General features: G+C 56.6%; 23 protein-coding genes. 8 read left to right on the top strand and 15 right to left on the bottom strand.

From position 1 onward, the window contains the following. Positions 1-25 precede the first annotated feature (25 nt). Positions 26-700, top strand: a complete 675-nt coding sequence (locus C7H10_RS17225) for a J domain-containing protein (protein ID WP_106695822.1) — start codon at positions 26-28, stop codon at positions 698-700. Here the strand turns inward: C7H10_RS17225 and C7H10_RS17220 are convergent. From C7H10_RS17220 to C7H10_RS17205, 4 genes are all read right to left on the bottom strand, one after another. Continuing rightward, on the bottom strand, positions 677-1,675 hold the full coding sequence (locus C7H10_RS17220) for a bile acid:sodium symporter family protein (protein WP_106695821.1): 999 nt from the start codon (positions 1,673-1,675) through the stop codon (positions 677-679). The two genes, C7H10_RS17225 and C7H10_RS17220, sit on opposite strands and share 24 nt — an antisense overlap. Continuing rightward, the gene (locus C7H10_RS17215) at positions 1,672-2,352 is read right to left on the bottom strand and encodes a FadR/GntR family transcriptional regulator (RefSeq protein WP_106695820.1); all 681 of its coding nucleotides are present in this window, start codon (positions 2,350-2,352) and stop codon (positions 1,672-1,674) included. Before C7H10_RS17215 ends, C7H10_RS17220 begins: the two co-directional genes overlap by 4 nt. 79 nt (positions 2,353-2,431) lie before the next feature. After that, positions 2,432-3,916, bottom strand: coding sequence for a flavin-containing monooxygenase (locus tag C7H10_RS17210; RefSeq protein WP_106695819.1), 1,485 nt, complete (start codon positions 3,914-3,916; stop codon positions 2,432-2,434). A gap of 74 nt (positions 3,917-3,990) precedes the next feature. Continuing rightward, the gene (locus C7H10_RS17205) at positions 3,991-4,899 is read right to left on the bottom strand and encodes a LysR family transcriptional regulator (RefSeq protein WP_061333390.1); all 909 of its coding nucleotides are present in this window, start codon (positions 4,897-4,899) and stop codon (positions 3,991-3,993) included. Positions 4,900-5,015: 116 nt separating this feature from the next. Here C7H10_RS17205 and C7H10_RS17200 point away from each other — a divergent pair, with 116 nt between their 5' ends. Both C7H10_RS17200 and C7H10_RS17195 read left to right on the top strand, forming a co-directional pair. Beyond that, the gene (locus C7H10_RS17200) at positions 5,016-6,626 is read left to right on the top strand and encodes an NADH-quinone oxidoreductase subunit L (RefSeq protein ID WP_106695818.1); all 1,611 of its coding nucleotides are present in this window, start codon (positions 5,016-5,018) and stop codon (positions 6,624-6,626) included. Further along, complete coding sequence (locus tag C7H10_RS17195) at positions 6,623-9,016, top strand: YbcC family protein (RefSeq protein ID WP_167392917.1); 2,394 nt, start codon at positions 6,623-6,625, stop codon at positions 9,014-9,016. The genes C7H10_RS17200 and C7H10_RS17195 overlap by 4 nt, the downstream gene beginning before the upstream one ends. 3 nt (positions 9,017-9,019) lie before the next feature. Here the strand turns inward: C7H10_RS17195 and C7H10_RS17190 are convergent, their stop codons facing one another. The 7 genes from C7H10_RS17190 to C7H10_RS17160 all read right to left on the bottom strand — a co-directional run bounded on the left by C7H10_RS17190 (position 9,020) and on the right by C7H10_RS17160 (position 15,549). Further along, entirely contained in the window at positions 9,020-10,141 is a 1,122-nt protein-coding gene (locus C7H10_RS17190; RefSeq protein WP_106695816.1) for a sulfate/molybdate ABC transporter ATP-binding protein, read from the bottom strand. 1 nt (position 10,142) lies between these two features. Continuing rightward, positions 10,143-11,000 (bottom strand): sulfate ABC transporter permease subunit CysW, encoded by an 858-nt coding sequence (gene cysW, locus C7H10_RS17185; protein WP_061333386.1) that lies wholly within the window; start codon positions 10,998-11,000, stop codon positions 10,143-10,145. Further along, positions 11,001-11,873 carry a sulfate/thiosulfate ABC transporter permease CysT gene (gene cysT / locus C7H10_RS17180; RefSeq protein WP_106695815.1) on the bottom strand — a complete coding sequence of 291 codons (873 nt, stop codon included), beginning with the start codon at positions 11,871-11,873 and terminating at the stop codon, positions 11,001-11,003. It abuts the gene before it with no gap. Between the two features lie 9 nt (positions 11,874-11,882). Continuing rightward, a complete protein-coding gene (cysP, locus tag C7H10_RS17175; RefSeq protein ID WP_106695814.1) occupies positions 11,883-12,887 on the bottom strand; it encodes a thiosulfate ABC transporter substrate-binding protein CysP in 1,005 nt (334 codons plus the stop codon). A gap of 122 nt (positions 12,888-13,009) precedes the next feature. Then, on the bottom strand, positions 13,010-13,942 hold the full coding sequence (locus C7H10_RS17170) for a beta-ketoacyl-ACP synthase III (protein ID WP_106695813.1): 933 nt from the start codon (positions 13,940-13,942) through the stop codon (positions 13,010-13,012). 132 nt (positions 13,943-14,074) lie between these two features. Next, on the bottom strand, positions 14,075-15,130 hold the full coding sequence (locus tag C7H10_RS17165; RefSeq protein ID WP_106695812.1) for an NAD(P)-dependent alcohol dehydrogenase: 1,056 nt from the start codon (positions 15,128-15,130) through the stop codon (positions 14,075-14,077). Between the two features lie 137 nt (positions 15,131-15,267). Continuing rightward, complete coding sequence (locus C7H10_RS17160) at positions 15,268-15,549, bottom strand: YebG family protein (protein WP_106695811.1); 282 nt, start codon at positions 15,547-15,549, stop codon at positions 15,268-15,270. Between the two features lie 155 nt (positions 15,550-15,704). On the opposite strand from C7H10_RS17160, the gene C7H10_RS17155 reads away from it, so the two are divergent. Beyond that, entirely contained in the window at positions 15,705-17,165 is a 1,461-nt protein-coding gene (locus C7H10_RS17155) for a malate:quinone oxidoreductase (protein ID WP_106695810.1), read from the top strand. A 21-nt stretch (positions 17,166-17,186) separates the two neighbouring features. Continuing rightward, the gene (locus tag C7H10_RS17150; RefSeq protein WP_106695809.1) at positions 17,187-17,648 is read left to right on the top strand and encodes a methyltransferase family protein; all 462 of its coding nucleotides are present in this window, start codon (positions 17,187-17,189) and stop codon (positions 17,646-17,648) included. 10 nt (positions 17,649-17,658) lie between these two features. Here C7H10_RS17150 and C7H10_RS17145 read toward each other — a convergent pair whose 3' ends face one another. Together C7H10_RS17145 and ycaC are read right to left on the bottom strand one after the other, a co-directional pair. Continuing rightward, positions 17,659-18,573, bottom strand: a complete 915-nt coding sequence (locus C7H10_RS17145) for a pirin family protein (RefSeq protein WP_106695808.1) — start codon at positions 18,571-18,573, stop codon at positions 17,659-17,661. 116 nt (positions 18,574-18,689) lie between these two features. Then, on the bottom strand, positions 18,690-19,310 hold the full coding sequence (gene ycaC, locus C7H10_RS17140; RefSeq protein ID WP_106695807.1) for an isochorismate family cysteine hydrolase YcaC: 621 nt from the start codon (positions 19,308-19,310) through the stop codon (positions 18,690-18,692). 163 nt (positions 19,311-19,473) lie between these two features. Here ycaC and C7H10_RS17135 point away from each other — a divergent pair, with 163 nt between their 5' ends. Beyond that, the gene (locus C7H10_RS17135) at positions 19,474-20,394 is read left to right on the top strand and encodes a LysR substrate-binding domain-containing protein (RefSeq protein WP_106696038.1); all 921 of its coding nucleotides are present in this window, start codon (positions 19,474-19,476) and stop codon (positions 20,392-20,394) included. 37 nt (positions 20,395-20,431) lie between these two features. Here C7H10_RS17135 and C7H10_RS17130 read toward each other — a convergent pair whose 3' ends face one another. Continuing rightward, on the bottom strand, positions 20,432-21,067 hold the full coding sequence (locus tag C7H10_RS17130) for a glutathione S-transferase family protein (RefSeq protein WP_106695806.1): 636 nt from the start codon (positions 21,065-21,067) through the stop codon (positions 20,432-20,434). A gap of 150 nt (positions 21,068-21,217) precedes the next feature. Here C7H10_RS17130 and C7H10_RS17125 point away from each other — a divergent pair, with 150 nt between their 5' ends. Continuing rightward, positions 21,218-21,925, top strand: coding sequence for a helix-turn-helix transcriptional regulator (locus C7H10_RS17125; RefSeq protein ID WP_106695805.1), 708 nt, complete (start codon positions 21,218-21,220; stop codon positions 21,923-21,925). On the opposite strand, the gene pdxR is transcribed toward C7H10_RS17125, so the two are convergent. Beyond that, entirely contained in the window at positions 21,922-23,349 is a 1,428-nt protein-coding gene (gene pdxR, locus C7H10_RS17120) for a MocR-like pyridoxine biosynthesis transcription factor PdxR (RefSeq protein WP_106695804.1), read from the bottom strand. The genes C7H10_RS17125 and pdxR overlap by 4 nt on opposite strands. A 106-nt stretch (positions 23,350-23,455) precedes the next feature. Between pdxR and C7H10_RS17115 the strand changes: the two genes are divergently transcribed. Continuing rightward, positions 23,456-24,052, top strand: coding sequence for a pyridoxamine 5'-phosphate oxidase family protein (locus tag C7H10_RS17115; RefSeq protein ID WP_106695803.1), 597 nt, complete (start codon positions 23,456-23,458; stop codon positions 24,050-24,052). Positions 24,053-24,059 lie beyond the last annotated feature (7 nt).

Genomic DNA, 24,059 nt, shown 5'->3' with positions numbered 1-24,059 from the left:
TTTACAGATCCGGAGTGACTGTTTTATGAATTGCTGGGACATCCTTGGCATCGAGCCAACCGGAGATCGCGAACGCATTCGGCAGGCTTATGAGCGCCAGATGAAATTTGCCTCGGACAGAGAGGCCCAGGCGCTGGAGCAGGCGTTCAGGGAGGCGACCGGTGGCATGCCGGCCGCCAGCGCTGCCGCCCAACCTGAGCCAGTCGCCCAAGAAGTCCGCCGAGAGCAGACTGAGGAATCCGGGGGTGAGAGCAACGCAGAGCGGGCGCTGGACGCCCACGAAGCCCAGGTTGTCCGCGAAGTGGTGATTCAGATTAAAGCCCTGATGAACGACAACCAGCGCCAGCAGGATGCTGGTATCTGGAAGGCCATCTTGTGCGAACCGCCTGCAGACCAGTTACCGCTACGCAGGGAAATCGCCAAAAGCCTTGAGCCCCAGATCCGCCCGATGGCAGAGAACGGCAGTTTTCCCCGTCCGGTGGCTCAGTTTCTGGGTGATTGGTTTGACTGGTTCAGCGTTCGGGAAGCAAGCCATGAACCAGACCCGCGAAATTACCCGGATGAAGAGGTGTCCAGGGAGCAGGCCGGTGCGGATCAGGCAGACCAACCACCGCAGATGGTGAATTTCTGGCCTGCCGTTATTGGGTGGATCGTCGGCCTGGTTATCCTGGCAACCCTATTCGGAGGCATGGGCGGCTGACGCCCGATCGATTTTCGCTCGATACTTCTGGGCCAGGATGGCCCCGACGATGACCTGAATCTGGTTGTAGCACATGATCGGCAGCACAATCATGCCGAAGCCCGGATGGCCAGAGAACAGCACTTTGGCCATTGGCAAACCGGATGCCAGGCTTTTCTTCGAACCACAGAACACCACCGCGGCTTCGTCTTCCAGGCTGAAGCCGAGCTTTCTGACCATCATCATCGCCACCAGCATGAACAAGCCAAGCAGACCAAAGCATAGCAGGATCGTCAGTACCACGGCCTGAAGTGGAAGGTTCTGCCAAAGCCCACTCACTACCGAGTGTGAGAATGCCGAATAAACGATAATCCAGATGACACACTGGTCGTAACGGGCCATCAACGATTCATTGCGTGAAAGGAAACCACCCAGCATTGGCCTGAAGGCATGCCCCACCGCAAAGGGCAGCAACAGTTGCAGAACGATGTCTTTCAACGCCTCAGCCACTGCAAACTCCCCGGTTCCGGAAGTCGAAACCAGTAAAAGCAGCAGGAACGGAGTGAGCATCATTCCAAACACATTAGACGCTGCAGCGCTGCATATGGCGGCAGGCACATTGCCTCTGGCCATGGCGGTGTAGGCAATGGACGACGACACCGCTGACGGAAGTACGCCCAGATAGAGAAACCCCAACCCCAGATCCCTCGGCATCCATTCCGGCACCAGGTTGCTGAGACCATTAATGGGCAATACTGCCAGGGGAAAGAACACGAAGGTCAGGGCGGTAATCAGGATGTGCAGGCGCCAATGGGTGGCGCCGTCGATAATCTGTTGCCGGGATAGGGCTGCACCATGGAAAAAGAATAGCAGGGCTACGGCAATGGTACCGGTGGTAGCAAGCAGGTCCGCGGCCTGCCCGGTAACCGGCAGGAACGACGCCAGGACGATGGCGCCGAGCAATAGAAGGGTGAACGTATCGAGACGAAATTTCATGGCTGATTCTGCCGGTTAATCACGTCAAGGCTGGGGGAGAGCAGGGCGCGCGAAAGCATTTCTGCCTTGGCTGGATCCTTTCGGCGGATGGCTGCCAGCAGAAGTTCGTGGTCCTCCTGGCTGGGTTCTGGCAGGTCGTCATCGCGCTCCGTACGTTCGATTGTCTGGCTGACGGCGTGTGAAAAATAATCATAGAGCTCGATCAGAGCGGAATTGTGGGAAGCGCGCACAAGCGCATGGTGGAACCACTCATCATGGTGGATTCTTTCGTTGAGGTTGTCCCCGGCGCTGGCTCGTGCATCCAGCGCGTCGCTCATCGCTTTCAGGTCGCTGTCGGTGCGCCGAGTGGCCGCCAGCCTCGCGGCCTCCGTTTCCAGCATCAGCCGCACCTCGAGTTGTTCCGCCAACTGGCTGCGGGCAATACGCCGCAGCGTTTCTCCAGCGTCGCGATTGGCACGTACGTAGGTACCATCGCCCTGGCGGGTTTCCAGCATACCCACATGCACCAGCACCCGAACGGCTTCACGGATGGTGTTGCGGCTGATCCCCAGAGCCTCAGACAGCTCGGCTTCAACCGGAAGCCGGCTTCCGACAGGCCACTGGCCGCTTTCGATGGCTTCCCTAAGGCTTTCGATGGCTGTCTCCACCAGGGAGCCTTTTTTGATTGGCTTTAACATTTCCGATCACCCAGACAAATGATGAACCAATCATCCTATGTTTGGCGTTGAACTGCAACCGATTGGTTACAGCAGAGGACTAACGGCCTGCTTCAGGCTCCAGAAACTGATAATCAGCGGTGTCTGCAGCGCGGGTAGAGAAGCGATAGCTGAACGTGAACCCGGGCCAGTTGATGGTGTTACGGCCATGTTCATCCAGATACCAGGAGGTACATCCGGAATCCCAGACGCTGTTCTCAAGGCTGTGCTGGACCACCTGGCAATAGCGGGATTGCCGATCTTCCCGCACTTCCATGGCAGCCCCGGGGTATCTGGCCAGGGAATCAAGTGAGCTGATGACATAGCGGAACTGGGATTCCAGCATGAACAGAATCGAATTGTGGGCCAGATTGGTGTTGGGCCCATACAGCATGAACAGATTCGGAAAGCCATTCACGGTAATGCCTTTGAACGCTTTGCTGCCGTCTGCCCAGGCGTCGTTCAGGGCAACACCCTGACGACCAGTGATCTTGATGGGTGACAAAAACTCCGTCGCCTTGAAGCCGGTTCCGAAAATAATGGCGTCGACGGGGCGGTGTTCTCCAGTGGAGGTTACAACGCCGGTTTCATCGATCTCAGAAATTCCCTCAGTGATCAGATTCAGGTGCGGCTGGTTAATGGCCGGGTACCAGTCGTTGGAGATCAGAATCCGTTTACAGCCGATACGATAGTCCGGAATGATGTGCTTCAGTTTGTGGGGGTCGGTCACCCATGTCTGTGCTTCCTTCCTGGCCTGTCGGGCAAAGATATCCAGTAGCCGGTTGAACCGGGTAAAGGCAAGCCCGCGTGACTCGTTCTTCCAGTAGATCATGGCCCTGTAGAGCCTGTCCCAGGCCGGCAGTTTCCGGAACAGTGATTGCTCAAGCGCGGTAAATGGGCGGTCGGCTTTCGGCAATACCCAGGCAGCGGAGCGTTGATACAGGTCCAGCGCTGCAACTTTTGGCGTAATTTCTGGAACAAACTGGATGGCGCTGGCGCCGGTGCCGATCACCGCAACCCGCTTGCCGGTCACATCATAATCGTGGTTCCAGCGCGCAGAATGGAAGCAGGTGCCCTTAAAACGGTCAATGCCGGGAATGGCGGGTATGGCAGGGCGGTTCAACTGCCCGGTGGCCGTGATCAGCACATCAGCGCGATATTCATGGCCCGATTCTGTACCCACTACCCACTCATTCGACTGGCTGTCAAAGCTGGCCGTGGCTACGGCACGGTCGAACTCGATATGGCGCGCCAGGTCGTACTTGTGAACACAATGCTCCATGTACCCGAGTATTTCGGCCTGGAGGCCAAACTTCCGGCTCCAGTCGTGTTTGGGCTCAAAGGAGTAGGAGTAAAGGTGCGATTGCACGTCGCAGGCCGCGCCGGGGTAGGTGTTGTCTCGCCAGGTTCCGCCAACGGCGCCTTCTTTTTCCAGCAATGTGATTTGCCCATAGCCGGCTTTTTTTAGCTGAATAGCCATGCCGAGCCCGCCAAATCCGGTGCCGATTATGATGACAGAAGGTTTTTGAGGGGCGCGTGATGTCATGGCTACTTCCTGATCTTGTTGTATTTTTACTCCCTATGACTATAACGGCCCCGGCGCCGCATCAAAAGACCAGTTCAACCAGAATCATTGTCCGGAAAGGTCAATAGTCGTTCCGGAGGTTGAGCCATTAACTCCTGCAGGGCCGGAGACTCAAATTGCCGGCGAATACGAATGGCATAGAATTCTTCGAACACGCCCGGCAATGCACCGTAATCCCTGAGTTCGCCTTTGCGCAATTCGTCACGCACAACCACCGGGGGCAGGATGGCGAAATGCCCGCTGTCACGAGTTAGCAGGCGCATCATCGCCATGTCGTCCACCTCAGCCAGAATAATCGGGTGAATCTGGTGGTACTCACACAGCTGGTCAAAAGCCTGCCGGATATTGCTGTCCTGGCCCGGCACTATCAGTGGTTGGTCACGCAGCATGTCAGGAAAGCCGACCCGGGATTCGGCGGCCGCCGGCCCGATAATGCTGACAGGTTGCCTTGCAATACGCCGTGATAGCCAAGGGGTTTCGTCGTCACCGTGAACGGGTTGATTGGACAGAATAAGATCCAAACGGTGGGCCGATAGTCTTCGTAGCAGATCTTCCAGGCTTCCGCTCTGGAGCTTGAGGCCCAGATCCTGGCGGCCGAGCAGTGGCCGAAGGAAGCCTTCCTGGAAGTTCCTTGACAGAGTCGCTACCGCGCCAACCTTGAGCACCTCCCGATTGGTCTGGCGCCCGGTTCGGAAAAGGGCTTCCAGCTCCGCGCCCTGGCGAAAAATATCTTCCGCATAGGTGAAGGCCACGCGGCCGGCTTCGGATAGTTTTAGCCGTCGCCCCTCCCTGATGAACAGTTCATGGCCAAGACTGTCCTCGAGTTTCCGGATCTGACCGGACAGCGCAGACTGGGAGATATGCAACGCATCCGCTGCGCGGGTCAAATGGCCTGTGCTGGCTACTTTCCAGAAATAGTATAAATGATGATAGTTCAGGCGCATGGATATTCCCCGGATTTGCCTTTGTTCTCTTTTGGTGAACAATTTAATCTTTATAAACCATTTTATCTATGAATTCCTAATCGGCACAGTAGCTCTGTTCGCTAAAGGAGTTCGTTATGCCGACAATCACCAGCGTATTTTCCACCTCCGCCCTGGCTACCTGGCTGGCCTTGCCGATCCTGCTCCTGGCGCTGGCCGGCTTCGCCAACTGGACTCGATCGAAAACCAAGATTGACCATTGCTGGCGCTTGGCGGAGTTTTTGCTGCAAACGCTGATTGTGGTCACCGGTGTGGTGGGCTTTCTTTTGTTGCTGAAGTCGGCCGGGCTGGATACGCGGTTGCCGGAACTGGGGGCACCGCTCGGGCTGTATCCCGATGGCCTGTCGGTATGGATGGCGCTGATGGTCAGTTTTGTCTCCTGGGTGATTCTGCGATACTCCCGGGATTATCTGCGTGGCGATGCCGCCTTCCCGGTGTTCTTGCCCTGGTTCCTCACCACAGTGGCCAGTGTGCTGGTGTTGGTATTCACCAATCATCTGCTGGTTCTGGCATTCGCCTGGATTGGTGTCAGCCTGGCCTTGCACCAGTTGCTGACGCTCTACCCGGAACGGTCGGAAGCCCGGTTGGCCGCTGCACAGAAGTTCATTACCAGTCGCCTGGGTGATCTGGCGATTATTGGTGCTGTGGTGTTTATCTGGCGCCACTACGGCAGTTTTCATATCCCCGAAATCTACGCATTGGCCAGGGAAATTGGTGGGTCGTCCCCCGAGCTGACGACCGCGTCCGTACTGCTTGCCGTTGCCGCCGTGCTCAAATGCGCACAGATTCCATTTCACGGATGGCTGATCCGGGTGATGGAAGCGCCTACGCCGGTATCGGCCCTGCTTCATGCTGGAGTAATCAACCTCGGCGGGTTCCTCTGGCTGCGGCTGTTCCCGGTGTTCGAAGGGTTTACAGCGGGCCACTTCCTGTTGCTTGTCGCTGGCGGCGTTACCGCCATCGTGGCCGTGTTTGCCATGATGACTCAGAGCTCGGTAAAACACGCGCTGGTCTGGTCCACCAACGCACAGATGGGTTTTATGCTCTTTGAGATTGCGCTGGGCGCCTACACCCTGGCATTACTGCATTTGCTTGCCCACTCACTGTACAAAGCGCACTCATTGCTGGCGTCTGGCCGGACGGTAAAGGCCACGGCGGTCTACTTCTCCGGTCGACCGGGGGCATCGCAGCTGGTGCTTGCCGGCGTGGCATCAGGTTTGGCGGCAGCCATGCTGTGGATGCTTCCCGAGCTTGTGGAGGGCAAAGCGATACTGGCGGCGTTACTGGTGCTGGCAGTTGCCGCATCGGTTCTCGGAGTTCCGTCGGGTAGCACGGCCCGAGCCCGGGTATTGGTTGTCGCCATGGCGATCAGTCTGGTACCGCTATATGGTCTTCTCCACCTGGTACTGGGGCCTGCGGTTACGGGCGCAGATACTTTTATGCTCTGGCCGGCGGCCAATGTGGTGGCCTGGGTAATGCTGGGTCTTCTGGCGGGGATGTCATTACTCGTGCTTTTTCGGCCGGATGGGGCCTGGTTGCAGCGGTTGAACCTACCGCTCAGCCAGGGCCTGTATCTGGATCAACCGTTCGAACGGGTTACCCGACGGTGGGCCAGGCAATGGCTTCAGGATGGTACGGAAAAGACGAAAAAAGCCCGTTACGTTCTGTCTTCAGGAGAACCATCATGAGTGCCACTTTACGCGTGCCGGATGTTGGTCAGAACCAGGCTGTTGATCAGGTCGCTATGGCCTGTGAGCGGATTGCCCCTAGCTGGCCTCTGGATCGGTGGATAGCGGTGAATCCCTGGTGGGGCCACAGGCATCAAGGTATCGAGGAAGCCGCCATCGAACTGGTTTCCCGCAGGGGGCAGGGCATGTTGATGGCGCCGGAATTCTATCTGGAGGCCTGGCACGGCGGCCGTATCCGTGAGAGCGACCTGATAGCTGCAGCCGAGGCGCAGGGGGTAGACAGGCCGACGCAATTATTGCTTGAGCAGTTGTCCCGGGTACGGCCACGTGATGTGAAACCGGGGTTGGCGCTGTCACACATTCAGCCATCGAGTGACGGTGATGCGCTATCACAGACTACGCAGTTTCTCGGGCTGCTCTGTGGTCGGTATTTTGATCATCGGCAGGGACAATGGCTGACGAACACCAAGGGTACCGACCTGTATCGCTACTGGTTATCCATGGCCGGTCCCCGGGGCCTGGTTTCAAAAGCGCTGGCGGCACAACTTCCGGATGATTGGCAGAGTGCTGCAGATTTTCTTGCTCAAGCTTTGCCTTATACCCCAGATCAGTTAACGGCGGCGGTACATGCATTGTTGCTGCATTTGCCGGGCTGGGCGTCATGGTGCCGCGGTGAAGATTGGCGGGCGTCCCTTGACGGCCAGCCATCCCACCTCTGCCACCAGTTAGCGACGGTGTTACTGGCTTGCGAGTGGATGGCTGCGTCTGCGCTACCGGCCGCTGAGCGGGCTAAATGGCAACAAGCGGTCTCTGGTGGGCAACTGGCGAGGCACGCTCACGGTGATGATGCACTGATGTGGGTTTGGCATCGCGCCTATGAAATGGCATGGCAGCGCCAGTTCAGGGACTGCTTGCGGCGCCCGGCGGAACAACCCGAAGAATTGGCAAGCAGAATCCCTGAAGTCCAGGCGGCGTTCTGTATTGATGTCCGCTCAGAGGTGCTGAGGCGGCACCTGGAAAGCGCTTCGGCAAAGATAGACACCCTTGGTGTTGCCGGGTTCTTTGGGGTGCCCGTGATGCATCAAAAACTTGGCCCGTCAGACGATGAAGCCCGGTTGCCGGGTTTGCTGGCACCGGCTTTTCGTTATGTTGATACCCTTGGCAGTCTTTCGGCAGACCTGGAGCACAACAGGCGGCTGGATGGACGGGAACAGGTACGGGAAACGGTTCGACATGCGAAATACGGTAGCCTTTCAACCTTTACGTTGGTGGAAACCACCGGACTGGCATGGGCGTGGAAGCTGATTCGGGATGGCTTGCACAAGAACCGAAAAACCAGGGAGACGGCGCCGGAAGGCCGCCTGTTCCACCGCTATGGCGGAGATCCCTTATCGGATCCAGAGCGGGTTAACCTTGCTGAGGGGCTGCTGAGATCCATGTCGTTGACCGGCAATTTTGCACCATTGCTGGTGCTGGTCGGCCATGGCGCTCACACCGATAACAATCCGAACCAGGCTGGACTTGCCTGCGGAGCCTGCGGCGGTAAAAACGGCGACGTTAATGCCAGCATTGCCGCACAGTTGCTTAACGACCGCAGTGTGCGCGCCGGTCTGGTGGAGCGGGGGATCATTGTGCCCGACAGTACTCTGGTAGTGGCGGCAGAACACTGCACCGTGACAGACCAGGTGCGCCTGCTGGGGGAAAAGGCCATACCCGCAAGCCATGAACGGATTGCCAATGAACTATTGCAGAGCTTTGAAAGGGCCTCGGCTGCCACACGCCGTGAGCGGGCAGGAACGCTAGGCCTGAATGGTCATTCCGATGAAGCTCTCCTGAAAGAACTCATCAAGCGTACCCATAACTGGGCGGAGATCAGGCCCGAATGGGGGCTGGCAAACAATGCCGCCATGATTATTGCGCCCCGGCACCGAAGCCGCGCAATCAATCTTGCCGGCCGGTGCTTCCTTCACGAATACAGGCCGGAGCTGGACGACACAGGTTCTGTGTTGTCTGCGCTGATGTCGGCCCCGATGGTGGTGGCAAACTGGATCAATCTTCAGTATTTCGGGTCTGTGTCCCAGCCCTCACGCTATGGCGCAGGCAACAAGCTGCTGCATTCGGTGGTGGGAGGTAATATCGGGGTTGTCGAGGGCAACGGCACCGATCTTCGCATCGGATTACCCTGGCAATCCGTTCACGATGGTGAACGTTTTCGCCACGAACCGATGCGGTTGACCGTGGTGATCGACGCGCCACCAGAGCGAATTGAGCAAGTACTACAGGCCCAGGACGACGTAAGAGCCCTGGTTGAAAACCGGTGGCTCTGGCTCTGGCGGATGGATGACAGCGGCCTGCAGCAGTATTCCGACGGCCGCTGGATGGCGGTCTGAGGATTACATATTACTGGCGTTAGCCGCTGTGGTATAAGCCCAGTCGACGGATCGTGGCTGGGCACTATCGGCAACGAACAGGTGGCCGATGTCTGGCACCGCGTACCACAGTTCACCCCGGCTTGGGTTGTGGCGGGCGAATTCGTTGTGGCTCATGCCAACTTCCCAGATCTCGTCACTGTTCCAGCCCACCGGCACGAGCTCTATCCGCACTTCCGAGCCAATCAGACTGATGGCCTCGATACGCAGCGGTAAACGGGCGTGAATCGCTGGCGCCCGGGCAAGGTGGACTTCATGGGGGCGCAAGTAAAGCTGGGCTTCCTGGTCAGACTTCTGCCCGGGCAGAGACACCCAGGCATCCCCCTGAACCAGCTTATGATGTTTCACGACGCCGGAGACCACATTGACATGGCCCAGGAAGTCGAACACAAACCGGCTTTCGGGCCGTGCATACAGATCGGTAGGTTCGTTGACCTGTTCCACCTGTCCCTGGCTCATGACCACCACCTGATCGGACAGCTCCAGGGCTTCTTCCTGGTCATGGGTGACAAAGATGCTGGTGAAATGAAACTCGTCATGCAGCGCCCGTAACCAGCGACGCAGGTCTTTGCGCACTTTCGCATCCAGGGCGCCAAAGGGCTCGTCCAGCAGCAGTATACGGGGCTGAGTTGCCAGGGCCCTGGCCAGGGCCACCCGTTGCTTCTGGCCACCGGACAATTGCGCCGGATATCGGCCAGCCAGTTGCGGTAACTGGATCATCTCCAGCAGTTTGGCCACCCGCTGGCGTATCTCGGATTTTGTCGGCCGCTGTTTGCGGGGCAGGGACTCCAGGCCGAATGCAATATTCTCTGCCACGGTAAGATGACGGAACAGGGCGTAGTGCTGAAACACGAAGCCAATATTACGATCCCGAACGTGCAGGTTGCTGACGTCATCGCCGCCAAACAGGATTCGGCCAGAGTCCGAAGATTCAAGCCCGGCGATAATCCGCAGCAGCGTGGTTTTGCCCGAGCCGGACGGCCCCAGAAGCGCGGTCAGTTTACCTTCAGGAATCTCCAGCGAAACGTCTTTCAGCGCCTGGAAACGGCCGAAGGTTTTGGAAATCTGGTCGATAGTGATGCTCATATCAGACACCTCCTTTCTCGGGCGTCAGGATCGTTGGGCGGGATTGGCGCCACTCTACAAAGGCTTTAACGACTAACGTCAGGATGGCAATGGTTGCCAGCAGGGCGGCACTGGCGAAGGCGCCTACCACGTTATAATCTTGATAAAGCAGTTCAACATGAAGCGGCAAGGTATTGGTTTCACCGCGAATATTGCCTGAAACAACAGACACGGCACCGAATTCACCCACGGCGCGGGCATTGGTCAGTACTACGCCGTAGATCAGCGCCCACTTGATGTTAGGCAGGGTAATCTTCCGGAAAATACGCCAGCCAGAAGCGCCCAGAACCACGCCGGCTTCCTCTTCCTCACTGCCTTGCTGTTGCATCAGCGGGATGAGCTCGCGGGCAACGAACGGGCAGGTGACAAATACGGTGACCATGACAATGCCCGGCCAGGCAAACATCAACTGGACATCGTGGGTGGCCAGCCAGCCGCCGAGCCAACCGTTCCGGCCATAAAGCAACAGATACAGCAAGCCGGCGATTACCGGTGAAACGGCAAAGGGAATATCGATCAGGGTCACCAGCAGTTTCCGGCCTGGAAACCGGAACCTGGTAACGGCCCAGGCGAGGGCAGTACCGAAGATGAGATTGAGTGGCACCGTCAGTGCTGCAACCAGCAGGGTCAGGCCGATGGCGTGCAGGGTGAACTGGTCCAGCACGTTACCGGTAAAGGTGCTCCAGCCGGCACTCAGGGCCTGGAAGAAAATGACCACCACCGGAATCACCAGTAGAACAAGCGACACCAGAACCGCAGTACCAATGAGCAGGCGGCGCACCCAGGGTTGATCGCCGACGCGATGATGTTCAGCTGCCATCTATCGGCCCTCCAGGCGGCGCAGGTATCGGCCCTGCCAGAGGTTGATGGAAAATAGCAGTACCAGTGAAGCCAACAGAACAACCGAGGCAATGGCACTGGCCGCAGCATAGTCGTACTCCTGCAACCGGATAAATACCATCAGGCTGGTGACTTCGCTGACGTAGGGGGTATTGCCGGCAATGAATATGATGGCGCCAAATTCACCCAGGCTGCGGGTGAAGGAAAGCGCAATGCCGGTGACCAGTGCAGGCCACAACGACGGAAAGATGACCTTGCGGAACACCCGGCCGTCGGAGGCACCGAGGCTGACCGCGGCTTCCTCATCCGCCGGTGACAATTCCTCCAGCACAGGCTGGACAGTGCGCACCACAAAGGGAATGCTGGTGAAAGCCATGGCAACAACGATACCCAACGGGGTGAACGCCACTTCAATGCCCAGTTTGGCCAGCCATTGGCCGTACCAGCCGTTTTGGGCAAACAGGGTAGCCAGGGTGATGCCGGCAACCGCGGTGGGTAATGCGAACGGAAGGTCTACAAAGGCATCCAGGATACGCTTGCCAGGGAAGTCATAACGTACCAGAACCCAGGCTAATAGAAGGCCAAAGACACCGTTAAACAGCGATGCGGCCAGGGCAGTCCATAACGTCACCTTGTAGGATTCAACCACCCGGGGATCGGTGATCGTGAACCAGAACTGATCCCAGGTCATGCCGGATGTTTCCACCACCAGGCCAGATAACGGGAGCAACAAAACCAGACTGACGAAAAACAGCGAAATGCCGAGGCTCAGACCAAACCCCGGCAATACCCGTTTGCTACGACCTGAAAAGCGCCGCGCTGGGGCGGCGCTCACTTGAGCGGGAGCAGACATCTCAGCCTCTTACCGACGCCGTTGTAACTGGTCGAGTTTGCCACCGCTGCTGAAATGCTTGCTCATGGCGTTTTCCCAGCCGCCAGCAATCTCATCGATGGATTTCAACTTCAGCTCACGGAAACGGTCTGCGTTTTCCTCGATAACCTTTTGGTTATGGACCCGGTAGTTGAACCCGGCCAGCAAGCGCTGGGAATCTTCAGAATACAGATGGCTCAGGTACTCTTTTGCCAGTTTTTCAGTCCCGTTCTGGCGGGTGTAATCATCAATCCAGGTCACAGGAAACTCGGCAAGGAAACTGACCTTGGGGGTGACTACTTCATATTCGCCGTTCTCGAAACGATCGGCGATGTTCAGGACCTCGGATTCAAAGGTCAGCAGCACATCGCCAATGCCGCGTTCAACAAAGGTGGTGGTGGCGCCACGGCCGCCGCTGTCGAAGACTCTAACCTGGCCAAGCATACTGGCCATGAACTGGTCGATTTTTGCCTCATCGTCACCATAGGCATCCTGGGCATAACCAAGAGCAGCCAGATAGGTATAACGACCATTACCGGATGTTTTCGGATTAGGCATGACCAGGGCAACATCTTCGCGAACCAGGTCATCCCAGTTCTGGATGTTCTTCGGGTTGTCCTTGCGCACCAGGAACGCCATGGTGGAGTAGTAGGGGGAGCTGTTGTTTGGCAAACGCTCTGCCCAGTTTTCCGGGATCAGTTGACCGCGTTCGTGCAGGATGTCGATATCGGTAACCTGGTTAAAGGTGGCTACGTCTGCCTTGAGGCCCTGAATGATGGCTTGCGCCTGGCGGGAGGAGCCAGCGTGGGACTGACGAATGTTGACCGTTTCACCGGTTTTTTCCTGCCAGTGCTTCTGGAACTCCACGTTGTAGGCCGCGAACAGTTCCCGGGCGATATCGTAGGAGGTGTTGAGAAGCTCACTATCAGCGGCCAGTGCAGGCTGGGCGGAAAGCAGGGCGGCGCCCAGTGCAAATCCTTTAAGCAGTTGTTTCATCAGACGCTCCTCAGAACCGGAAATAGTGAATCTGAGAAGCAATCTAACAAAGTTTTTTAAGAACCAAAAATACTAAAAGAAAATAATAATAGCGCTTTTGGGTATGAGGACGCCGTGCCTGATCAGTATTTCAGCAATGCGGAGCCCCAGGTAAACCCTCCGCCGAAGGCCTCCAGCAGAACGGTTTCACCCCGTTTGATACGTCCATCCCGAACGGCCTCATCCAACGCCAGGGGAATGGACGCTGCGGAGGTGTTGCCATGGCGATTAACAGTCACCACAACCTGGTCCATGGACATATCCAGTTTTCGGGCCGTGGCGGCAATGATACGCAGGTTTGCCTGATGTGGTACCAGCCAGTCGATGTCGGATTTTCGCATCTGATTGGCCTGCAGGGTTTCATCCACAATCTGCCCAAGGGTGTTTACGGCAACCTTGAACACCTCGTTGCCTTTCATTTCCACAAACGCACCACAAGGAACGTGTAACAGGTCTTCGTAGCGCCCGTCGGCATGTAGATGCGTAGACAAAATTCCGGTTTCTTCGTTGGCTTCCAGAACAACCGCGCCGGCCCCGTCACCAAACAGAATGCAGGTGCCACGGTCTTCCCAATTAAGAATGCGGGAGAATACTTCAGCGCCAATAACCAGGGCTTTTTTACTGGCTCCGGTCTTGATGAACTTTTCGGCCGTTGCCAGGGCATAGACAAAGCCGCTGCATACCGCCTGGATATCAAAGGCCGGGCAACCCTGAATACCAAGCCTGGCCTGGAGAATACAGGCACAGCTCGGAAAAACCTTATCCGGGGTGGTGGTAGCAAAAACAATAAGGTCAATATCCGTTACCTCAATGCCGGCGGCTTCGATGGCCCGCAGTGCGGCTTGCTCTGCCAGATCCACAGTGGACTGGCCGGGCAGGGCAATGTGACGTTGTTCAATGCCGGTGCGCTCGCGAATCCATTGGTCAGAGGTGTCCACCTTCTGCTCCAGGTCGCGATTGGTAACGATGTTGTCCGGCAGGTAGGAGCCGGTTCCGGCAATGCGTGCAAAGGTCATGCGCTGTATCCAAGGTCAATTACGATAACAATAGACCCATGCTAACCCTTTGCAACCGGATTGGTTATTAGCGGATTGTCAAAGACCACCCGGGCGACACAAGGCCAGCCCGGGGTCTTGAACGGGCAACAATCAAGCATGCTTGAGCGTGTTCATATCGATCACGAAGCGATACTTCACGTCGCTCTTTTTCAGTCGCTCGTAGGCGTCATTGATGTTGCGGATGTCCAGCATTTCCACGTCACAGGTAATGTTGTGCTCCGCGCAGAAATCAAGCATCTCCTGGGTTTCCGGCATACCGCCGATCAGCGAACCGGCAACCACCCGCCGCTTGGTTACCAATAGCCCCGCCTGGAGTGCGGGCTCCACAGGCGTCAGCAGCCCTACCAGAATATGGGTGCCATCGTATTTCAGGCACTTCAGGTAAGGGTTGAGATCGTGGGCCACGGGAATGGTGTCGAGCAGGAAGTCGAAGGAATCCGCAGCGGCCTTCATCTGCGCCTTGTCTGTGGAAATGATGACGTGGTCAGCACCCTGCTTCTTCGCCTCCGCCACTTTGCTTTCTGAACGGGTGAAGATAGTGACTTCCGCCCCCATGGCCTTGGCCAGCTTCACACCCATGTGGCCCAGGCCTCCCATACCAAGAACGCCCACTTTGTGGCCCTTGCCGACTTTGAAGTGCTTAAGCGGGGAGTAAGTGGTGATACCGGCACACAGGAGCGGTGCAGCGCTGGCGGGGTCCAGGTTTTCCGGCACGCGTACCACGAAACGATCGCTTACCACGATTTTCTCAGAGTAACCGCCATGGGTGACGGTGCCATCGTGGCGATCCAGGCTGCCGTACGTCATGGTGGAGCCTTCAATACAGTATTGCTCCAGCCCGGAATCGCAGGCAGAACACGTGCGGCAGCTATCAACCATGCAGCCTACGCCCACCAGATCACCGGGCTGGTAGCGGGTGACATCCTGGCCTACGGCAGTGACACGGCCAATGATTTCGTGGCCAGGAACAACGGGATACTGAGAGCCGCCCCAGTCGTTCTCGACGGTATGCAGGTCACTGTGGCAAACGCCGCAGTAATCGATTTCAATGGCGACGTCGTCTGGTCTCAGCTCGCGCCGGTCAAAGGAGTAGGGCGCCAGGCCGGAAGTAGGGCTTGTGGCAGCGTATGCGCGGGTGTTGGCCATTAGAGACTCCTTGCTAAATGGTATTCCGGGTTACGGGTGTTGTTACGTTACCATTGATTTTCAGACCAGTGTACGAATCAATACCACCCAAGAAAAATAGAGAATTCCCGACTGGCGGGCGGCCCAGGCGTTCGCATCTAGTCAGCCGGAGTCTCGGCTTCGGCCAGGATCTCCGGCTTCTTCAGTGCTTTCTGGAACAGGTCCTTGTTCTCAGCAATCAGCAGCGCACATTGTTCAGCAAGTTCTTCCGGCATATCCGGGATTTTCTTTTCAAACCAGAGCTGGATATTCTCCGAGAGCTCCAGCATTTTATCGCGGGCATCAGCATCAGCCTTGGTGGTGAAAAGCATCGAGTCGGGATTCTTGAGTGCCATTTCGAGTCCGTCGCGGTCTGAGTAGAACAAAGATTGAACAGCCATTAAGAAGATTCCTCGCTGTTTATGGATGACTGTATAAATATACAGGTCAATAGTAGCGTATTTTGACGCCGTTATCGAGGCCGCTGGAATTGTGTTAGGTTCAGAACAGGAAATTTCAGTCAAACACACCCGAACGGACACTGGCGGCAAACTGTATGAAAGTAACCATCATCGGCGCAGGCATTATGGGGGCGACATTTGCCATCCTGGCAAAGGAACTGGCCCCGGAACTGGATGTAACCATTTTGGAGCGCCTGGACCGTGCGGGTGCGGGTAACTCCTGGGCATTCAATAATGCCGGTACCGGTCACGAAGCCAATTGCGAGCTTAACTACACACCGGTGGATGAAGAGGTTATTTCCGTTGAGAAGGCCCTCAAAATTCACGCCCAGTTCAACGTTGCCAAACAGTTCTGGGCGTACCTGGTCAACAAGGGAGCCATCAAAGAGCCGACCAGCTTCATCAACCAGACCAAGCATTGCACCATCGTTTCCGAACCCTCCATTGAGGAGTTGAAACTGCGATTCAAAGAAATGTCGGCCCATCATTTCTTCGAGCACATGCGGTACTCCGAAGACTTCGATGAAATCAAAAGCTGGATTCCCTTCACCATGGAGGGCCGCGCACGCCATGAGAAAATGGCCGCTACCGTTATCGAAACCGGCACAGACGTCAACTTTGGCGCCTTGACCGAGCTCATGGCTGACTACGCCAATCAGTTAGGTGTAAAGATTGAATATGGTGTGCATGTTAAGCGAGTGCATCGCAGCCCGGCAGGGAGCTGGCTGGTTGAAACCCAAACCCGGGGCGCGCCAGTGCAACACCGGGCGGACGTTCTGTTTGTGGGTGCCGGCGGGGGAGCCTTTCCGATTCTGAAGAAGAGCCATCTACCGTTCGCTCGCCGGTTTACCGGGTTTCCCGTCGGCGGACGATTTCTGCAAGCCAGGATCACTCCGGAACAGGCGGATCAATACCGGGCCAAAACCTATGGCAAAGCCGAGGTTGGGGCCCCGCCGATGTCGGTACCGCATCTGGATTTACGGGTGGCCGACGGCCAGCACTACCTTTTGTTCGGCCCGTTTGCCTCGTTTAAACCAGTACTGGAAAAAGGCAGGGGCTTTGTCGATTACGTCCGGGCCATGCGACTGCATGACATTCCAGGGCTACTGAATGTCGCCCTTGAGCATTTCCCGCTGGTTAAGTATCTGATATCCGAAACCTTCAAAGGCGATAGAAGCATGTTGGCGGCCCTGGATAAGTTTGCACCCGGTCTGAGCAAAAAGTTTGACTGGAAGCCGGTAGAAGCGGGGCAGCGGGTTCAGATTATCAAGGATGGCGATTTGCAGATGGGCACGGAGATTATTGTGTCTTCCGACAAAACCTATGGCACCATTCTTGGGGCATCCCCGGGCGCTTCCGTGTCACCGGAAGTGATGCTGCGGGCGCTTCAGCAGTTAATGCCCGCCATCGCTGATGGCGATGACGCCAAAACGAAACTGAAAGCCATGTTTCCAGAGGATAATCTGGACACGCTGATCAACAACCCGGAACGGTATCGGGAAGTACGGGATGCTGCCAACAATTCACTTGGCATTATCTCAAAACTGTCCGGTTAAAAGCGTGGAAGGGAACGACAAGTGAAAGCGCTCGAGCTAAAGGTTCCACCGGTTATCCTGACGCTACTCTTTGGGGCTGCCATGTGGGCAGTTTCCCGGGTACTGCCTTCCGGGTACTTCGCGTTTCCAGGGAGGTTTCTGCTGTTTGCCGTTGTTTTGGTTGCCGGTGCGGTCATCGCACTAATGGGCGTTCTCGCTTTCAGGCGTGCAGGCACGACGGTAGACCCACGCACGCCACACCAGACCAACAGCCTGGTGGTCGGTGGCGTGTATCGCCATACCAGAAACCCCATGTATGTGGGGTTCCTGATGATTCTGGCAGCCTGGTGGTTATATCTCGGCAGCGTATTCGCTGCGTTATTGCTTCCGCTCTACGTGCTGTATATGAACCGGTTCCAGATCAAGCCTGAGGAGCGTCATATGCGGGACCTGTTCGGAGACCAGTTCAATCAGTACGCAGAGAGGGTTCGGCGCTGGTTGTAAGAGCCTCCTGTTAGCCCGGAAGAGGGATATACTCATCCTCATCGCCAGGAACGGAGGGAAATCGGCCGTTTTCCCAATCACGCTTGGCCTCTTCAATTCTCTCCTTGCGACTGGAAACGAAGTTCCACTCGATAAACCGTTTACCAAGGGGCTCGCCACCAATCAGTGCGAGCCGCGTTTCTTCCAAGGCTTCAACGATGACGCCTTGCTGCTCTGACAGAACGGCCATGGAGAACTCGGGAATCTCTGTTTCGCCTGCCAGAAGTCGACCCTTCGCCACATAGAGACCGCGTTCCTGGGCGTCCGGCAAGGTAAGCTTTTGGCCAGGCTTCAGCCAGGCCTCTATATACAGGGTGTCGGCAAACACCTTCACCGGTGAGGTCTCGCCATAGGCGGTACCCATCATCACACGGACTTGCACATCACCTACCGACACGGAGGGTACGGTGCTCTCCGGGTAGTGATAAAAGGCGGGATCTGTTTCTTCTTCCGCCTCAGGCAACGCCAGCCATAGCTGCAAGCCATGGAGAGTGTGGTCAGTTGCCGTGATCTCCGGGCGTTCCCGTTCCGAATGCACAATACCGTGCCCGGCCACCATCAGATTGATATCGCCCGGGCGGATGGGTTGCAGGCTCCCGAGGGAATCGCGATGCAGTATTTCGCCTTCAAACAGGTAAGTGACGGTAGCAATGCCAATATGCGGATGAGGGCGCACATTGATGCCGTCGCCGGAAGGAAAGTGTGCAGGCCCCATATGATCAAAGAAAATCCAGGGCCCGATCATCTTTTGGCCCACCACCGGAAGAACCCGCCGCACGGAAAAGCCACCGAGGTCTCGTTCACGAGGTTGCAGGAGTTGAACCACAGCGCCGCATTCTTTGGTGATCGGGCAGTCGAATTCGGTTTGTGATGAGAGATTGCTCATTTGGGCTCCAGATCTGACGGAGAGGCAGGTTTATGTAAGAAGATTGGTTCCAGGTGTAGGCTCTGTCAATTGAAGAACCCCGCACCCAAGCGCTTTGGCTGCGAGGTTTGACCGCATTATCCCTGCTGGGCGCCGTAGCTTTGCATCAGGTTGGCATAATGGGGCAGGTGCTTGGCCAGGATGCCGCCAAAGCCTTCGATGTCATTGCGCCAGTCGCGGTGCAGTTCGCAGCCAACGCTGAACCAGTTCATCAGTTGTGCGCCGGCCTGTTCCATTCGGCTCCATGAAGCATCACGGGTGGTCTGGTTAAAGGTGCCGGAGGCGTCGGTTACCACAAACACCTCGTAGCCTTCTTCCAGGGCTGAGAGTGTGGGGAAAGCAACACACACATCGGTCACCACGCCGGCAATCAACAACTGTTTCTTGCCCGTGGCCTTCACCGCCTTCACGAAGTCTTCATTATCCCAGGCATTGATCTGACCGGGCCGCGCTAAATACGGCGCATCCGGGAACATTTCCTTCAATTCCGGCACCAGCGGGCCATTGGGTCCATTCTCGAAACTGGTGGTCAGGATGGTCGGGATATCAAAGAACTTGGCAATGTCCGCCAGCGCCAACACATTGTTCTTGAAGTCGTCTGGCGAGAAATCCCGAACCAGCGATAACAGGCCTGACTGGTGGTCTACCATCAGCAGAGCCACATCATCCTTGTTCAAACGATTGTATTTAAACGCCATATCCATTCTCCTGTTTTAGTTTTCGGCACATAAACATCGGTTGCCCCGGATACCTTGGGGTCTATGCCAATGTTGTCGTGAGGTGCCAGAATAGTCCGGGCCCTTTGGTCTGAGTAGGTTGTAAATCTATACTCACCGTTCCAAATTCAGGACGATGACCGATATGCAGGATCTCAACGACCTCTTTTACTTCGTCAAGGTGGTGGACCACGGCGGTTTCGCACCGGCGGGAAGGGCGCTTGGCGTGCCCAAATCCAAACTGAGCCGTCGTATCGCGATGCTGGAGGACCGCCTGGACACCCGGTTGATCAATCGCTCTACACGACGCTTTACCATCACAGAGCTTGGGCAGGAGTATTACCGTCACTGTGTTGCCATGTTGGTGGAGGCCGAGGCGGCTCAGGAGGTGATAGATCGATCGCGGGCGGAGCCCAGGGGGGTAATCCGGATGAGCTGCCCGCCTGGCTTGATCTATTTTCATGTTGGCCAGCTGTTAGTGCGCTTTATGGCCAAATACCCGGAGGTGAAAGTCGAGATTGACGCCACCAGCCGCCGGGTGGATGTCCTGAAAGAGGGATTGGACCTGGCGCTACGGGTCCGATTTCCTCCGTTGGAAGACAGCGGGCTTACCATGAAGGTGCTGTCAAAAAGCCCGCAATGTTTGATGGCGTCTAAGAACTTCTTCAACCATTACACCAAACCTGAGAATCCGGATGAGCTGGCAAATCTGCCGAGCCTGGATTTTGAACAATCCGACGGCAAACACATCTGGTGCCTGGATGGACCGGGTGGCGCCACGGCGCAGGTACGGCATTCGCCCAGGCTTGTCACTGACGATGTGTTTACACTCAGACAGGCGGCCCTGGAGGGCTTGGGAGTAGTGCGTATGCCGTTGATTGTAGGTGGTCGGGACCTGGTCGAAGGGCGATTGATTAATGTACTACCGGGTTGGCAGCCGAGGGGTGGAATACTTCACGCGGTATTTCCGTCCCGCAGGGGATTGTTGCCTGCCGTCAGAGCACTGTTGGACTTCCTTGGAGAATCCATGGATGAGGTGGATTTCGCACTGATGGATCAGTCATAAACGAAGGGCTCAACCAAGCCGAGCCCTTCGCCTGATCCTACACCGGCGTAACGCCCATCTGCTCGGCCAGCGCATCGTCGAGTTCATTGGCACGTTGGGCGGCGGGCCTGCTTTCCGTGCGTTTGATGTAGTCCTGAAATACCTCATTCTGCGGAATATTTTTCTGCATCGTTTCCCACCACAGGTAACTGCTGACCAGCACATCCGCCGCGGTGAAGTGATCGCCGCAGATGTAAGGGCTTTGGCCGAGTACTTTTTCCAGGGTATTGACACTGTCCTCCACGCGGCCACAGCCGACAGCCTGCACGTTGCTGTTATCGATTTTCCAGCCGTAGGCCAACGCACTGGTGGCCATCTCAAAGGGCCCTGCCATAAAGAAAAGCCAGCGGTAGTAGGGGCCGCGTTCCATCGAGTGCGGCGGTGGCGCCAGATTCTTCTCGGGGAACTGGTCCGCCAGGTAGGCGCAGATGGCCGCCACTTCGGTAACGACGGTGCTGCCGTGTTTGATCGCAGGCACCTTACCCATGGGGTTGATGGCCAGGTACTCCGGGGTTTTCATCTCCGGGCCGAATTGCATGGTCTCTACCGCGTAAGGAACGCCAATTTCTTCCAGCATCCAGCGCACTACCCGGCCACGGGACATAGGGTGAGTGTAAAAGGTAATCTCTGACATGTTTGATCTCCTTCTCAAGTCAGTATTTCAGTGATGTGAGTTACTGCAGGGCCAGATTAATTTGTATGTAGGCGAAAAACTGTCCTAAATAAACCTGACAATGCATCTTTAATACGAACACCGGAAAATGCTGCCAGCAGGAGGGCGACTATGTCTGGTCCCACAACCCGGGTGCTTACCGTGCTGGAGTTATTGCAGGCACACGGCCAGATTAGCGGTGCCGAACTGGCCGAGCGGCTTGGCGTGGACCGGCGTACAATCCGGCGCTACATCACGGTATTGGAGGATCTCGGGATCCCGATAACGACGGAGCAGGGGCGCTACGGGGGTTACCGACTGGTGGCTGGCTTCAAGCTGCCCCCCATGATGTTTACCGAAGAGGAAACCCTGGCGGTGTCACTGGGGCTGCTGGCCGTCCGCCAGCTTGGTCTTACGGATGCTGCACCCGCCATTGCCAGTGTCCAGGCGAAACTGGAACGGGTAATGCCCGCAAACCTGAAGAAACGCGTACGCGGTGTCAGTGATACCACCCGCGTGATCCTGCCAAGAGGCGAACCCAGCCTGGACGACCGTGCCCTTCAAACGTTAACGGTTGCTGCGGAAGCTATGTGCAGGGTCGGATTAACCTATCACTCCGAGGACCATGGCGGGATAGATCGAAGCGTTGATCCCTACGGCCTGGTGTTCCGGCAGGGGCGTTGGTACCTCACTGGGTTTTGCCACCTCAGGCAGGCCATGCGTTCGTTCCGGCTGGACCGCATCAGCGATGTGCAATTACTGGATACCGCCTTCCAGCGGCCACCGGATTTCGATGCTGCAGATTTCCTGACTGAGAGTTTGCGGTCCTGGGGCGGCTAGAAGTTCGCCAATCCCGCTTTTAACGCCACCACACACTCTTCGATCTGGCGCTCATTGGCGCTGGCAAACCCCATCACCAGTCCACTCCGGGATTGTTGTCCGATGAAGTGGGCGCTCAGCGGCGTACTGCCAAAACCCCGGGTTTTCAGCCACTGGCTGACGGACACATCGTCAAAATCTCCCTCCACCACCAGGTGCATGCCGGCACTTTCCGCCACAGGCTGCAGCAGGCCTCCGAGCTCTTCCGTTAATCGCTTCTGGAAAAGCTGCCATTTATCCCGGTAAAGCTGGCGCATGCGGCGCAGGTGTCGCGTGAACTGGCCGCTTTCGATGAACTCGGCGATGGTGGCCTGAGTCATCAAAGGAGACTCCCCGCCATTAATCTGTTTGGCCCAGAGCAAGGGTTCGACAACGGGCTCGGGCACCACCAGGTAGCCCACCCGTAGGGAGGGCATCAGCGTTTTGCTGAAGCTACCCACATAAAGCACCGGGGCGCTGTCGAACATCCCCTGAATGGCGGCAAAGGGTTTGTTGTAAAAGTGGAACTCGCTGTCGTAGTCGTCTTCGATAATCCAGCAGTTATTTTGCTGTGCCCACCGTACAAGCGCCATGCGCTGGGACAGGTCGAGGATGCCACCCATCGGATACTGATGAGTGGGGGTACAAAAGAAAAGTTTCGCCGGACCAAGTTCAGATAGTGCGCTTACATCCAGAACCTGGTTCCTCAAAGGGACCGGAACCAAGGGATTGTTGTGACGACTCAGTGCGTTACGAGCGCCCCTGTATCCAGGGTTCTCGCACAAGACACGATCGCCAGGTTGCAGAAACACATCGGCGATGAGGGACAGCGCCTGCTGGGCACCATTGGTAATGATTATCTGATGTTCTTCGCAGCGAACGCCCCGAGAGGCCCGTAAGTAGCTGGCGATGGCACTCCGAAGTGGCTGATATCCCTGAATGGTGTCATAACCTCTTAGGGCACGACGGCTCTCCTGATGATGAAGAATCCGGTTCCAAGCTCGAATGGGGAAGGCATCCAGATCAGGTAGACCCGGCTGAAACGGCAGGCTTGCGTCTTCCACTGCTTTGAGCCTGTTGCGAGGAACAGCGGGCAATGGGGGAAGGGAAGTAGCATTTTTTATTGGCTGTTTCAGCCCCGGTCCAGCCGGTTTTACCGCGGCCTTGATGTCTTCATGTACAAAGATACCCCTGCCAGCAGAACTTGTAAGGAATCCCTCAGCCTTGAGCTGATCATACACGGCGTTCACGGTGTTCCGGCTAATCCCAAGATCCAGAGCCATCTGTCGGCTAGAAGGGAGACGGCTCCCAGCTGGAAATCTCTGCTTCAGAATGCGCTCGGACAGTTGCTGGTAAAGCTGCTTTTGGAGCGGTGCCTCACCGGTCAGGCGAATATCATCGATCATACCAACTGGTCCTAACTAAAATCATAATCTGGCTCTTCTGATGGTATCAGAAGTGGCTTTCAATAGCGGGGTACTTTTTGGACGCACAGCCCTTCAGGAGCAGACGATGACGGCAACAAACGAACCGACGATAAACTCATCCCCATTAACTTTCTGCCCCCGCAGTCAGGTAAAGCGCGCCCCCAAGCGTGCAAGCTATGACCGCGCTCCGGCCTATGCGCTGATTGATCGCCTGAAAACGGCTCATGTGGCGTTTGTGGAACAGGGGGAGCCACGCATTGTGCCACTAACGGTTTGGCGGCTGGATGACAACCTCTACCTGCACACGCTGAACGGAGGGCGTTTGTCAAAACGCCTGAGTGCAGGGGACCTCTTATGCATATCGTTTGCGGTGACAAATGAATGGGTGATGACCAAGTCCGCCTTCCATCATAGTGCGAACTACGAATCGCTCGTACTGTTCGGGAAAGCTTCACCGGTGACGGAAGACTCCGAGTTTGATGCCGCGTTTCGGGCCGTCATCAACCAGATTGAGCCAGGGCGATGGGAACAGGTTCGCGCACCCAACCTAAAAGAGCGTAAGGCGACTGCGCTATACCGGATACCCATTGAGGAAGGCTCATTCAAGAGCCGGACCGGTGGCCCGAACGACGACCCGGAGGATTTGGCTTTGCCTGTTTGGCATGGAGTGCTTCCCGCGTGAGTTCCAG

This window comes from Marinobacter shengliensis (assembly GCF_003007715.1).
Classification (GTDB): domain Bacteria; phylum Pseudomonadota; class Gammaproteobacteria; order Pseudomonadales; family Oleiphilaceae; genus Marinobacter; species Marinobacter shengliensis.
The sequence above is the reverse complement of the archived record's forward strand: the minus strand, read 5'-3'. Positions and strand labels throughout refer to the sequence as shown.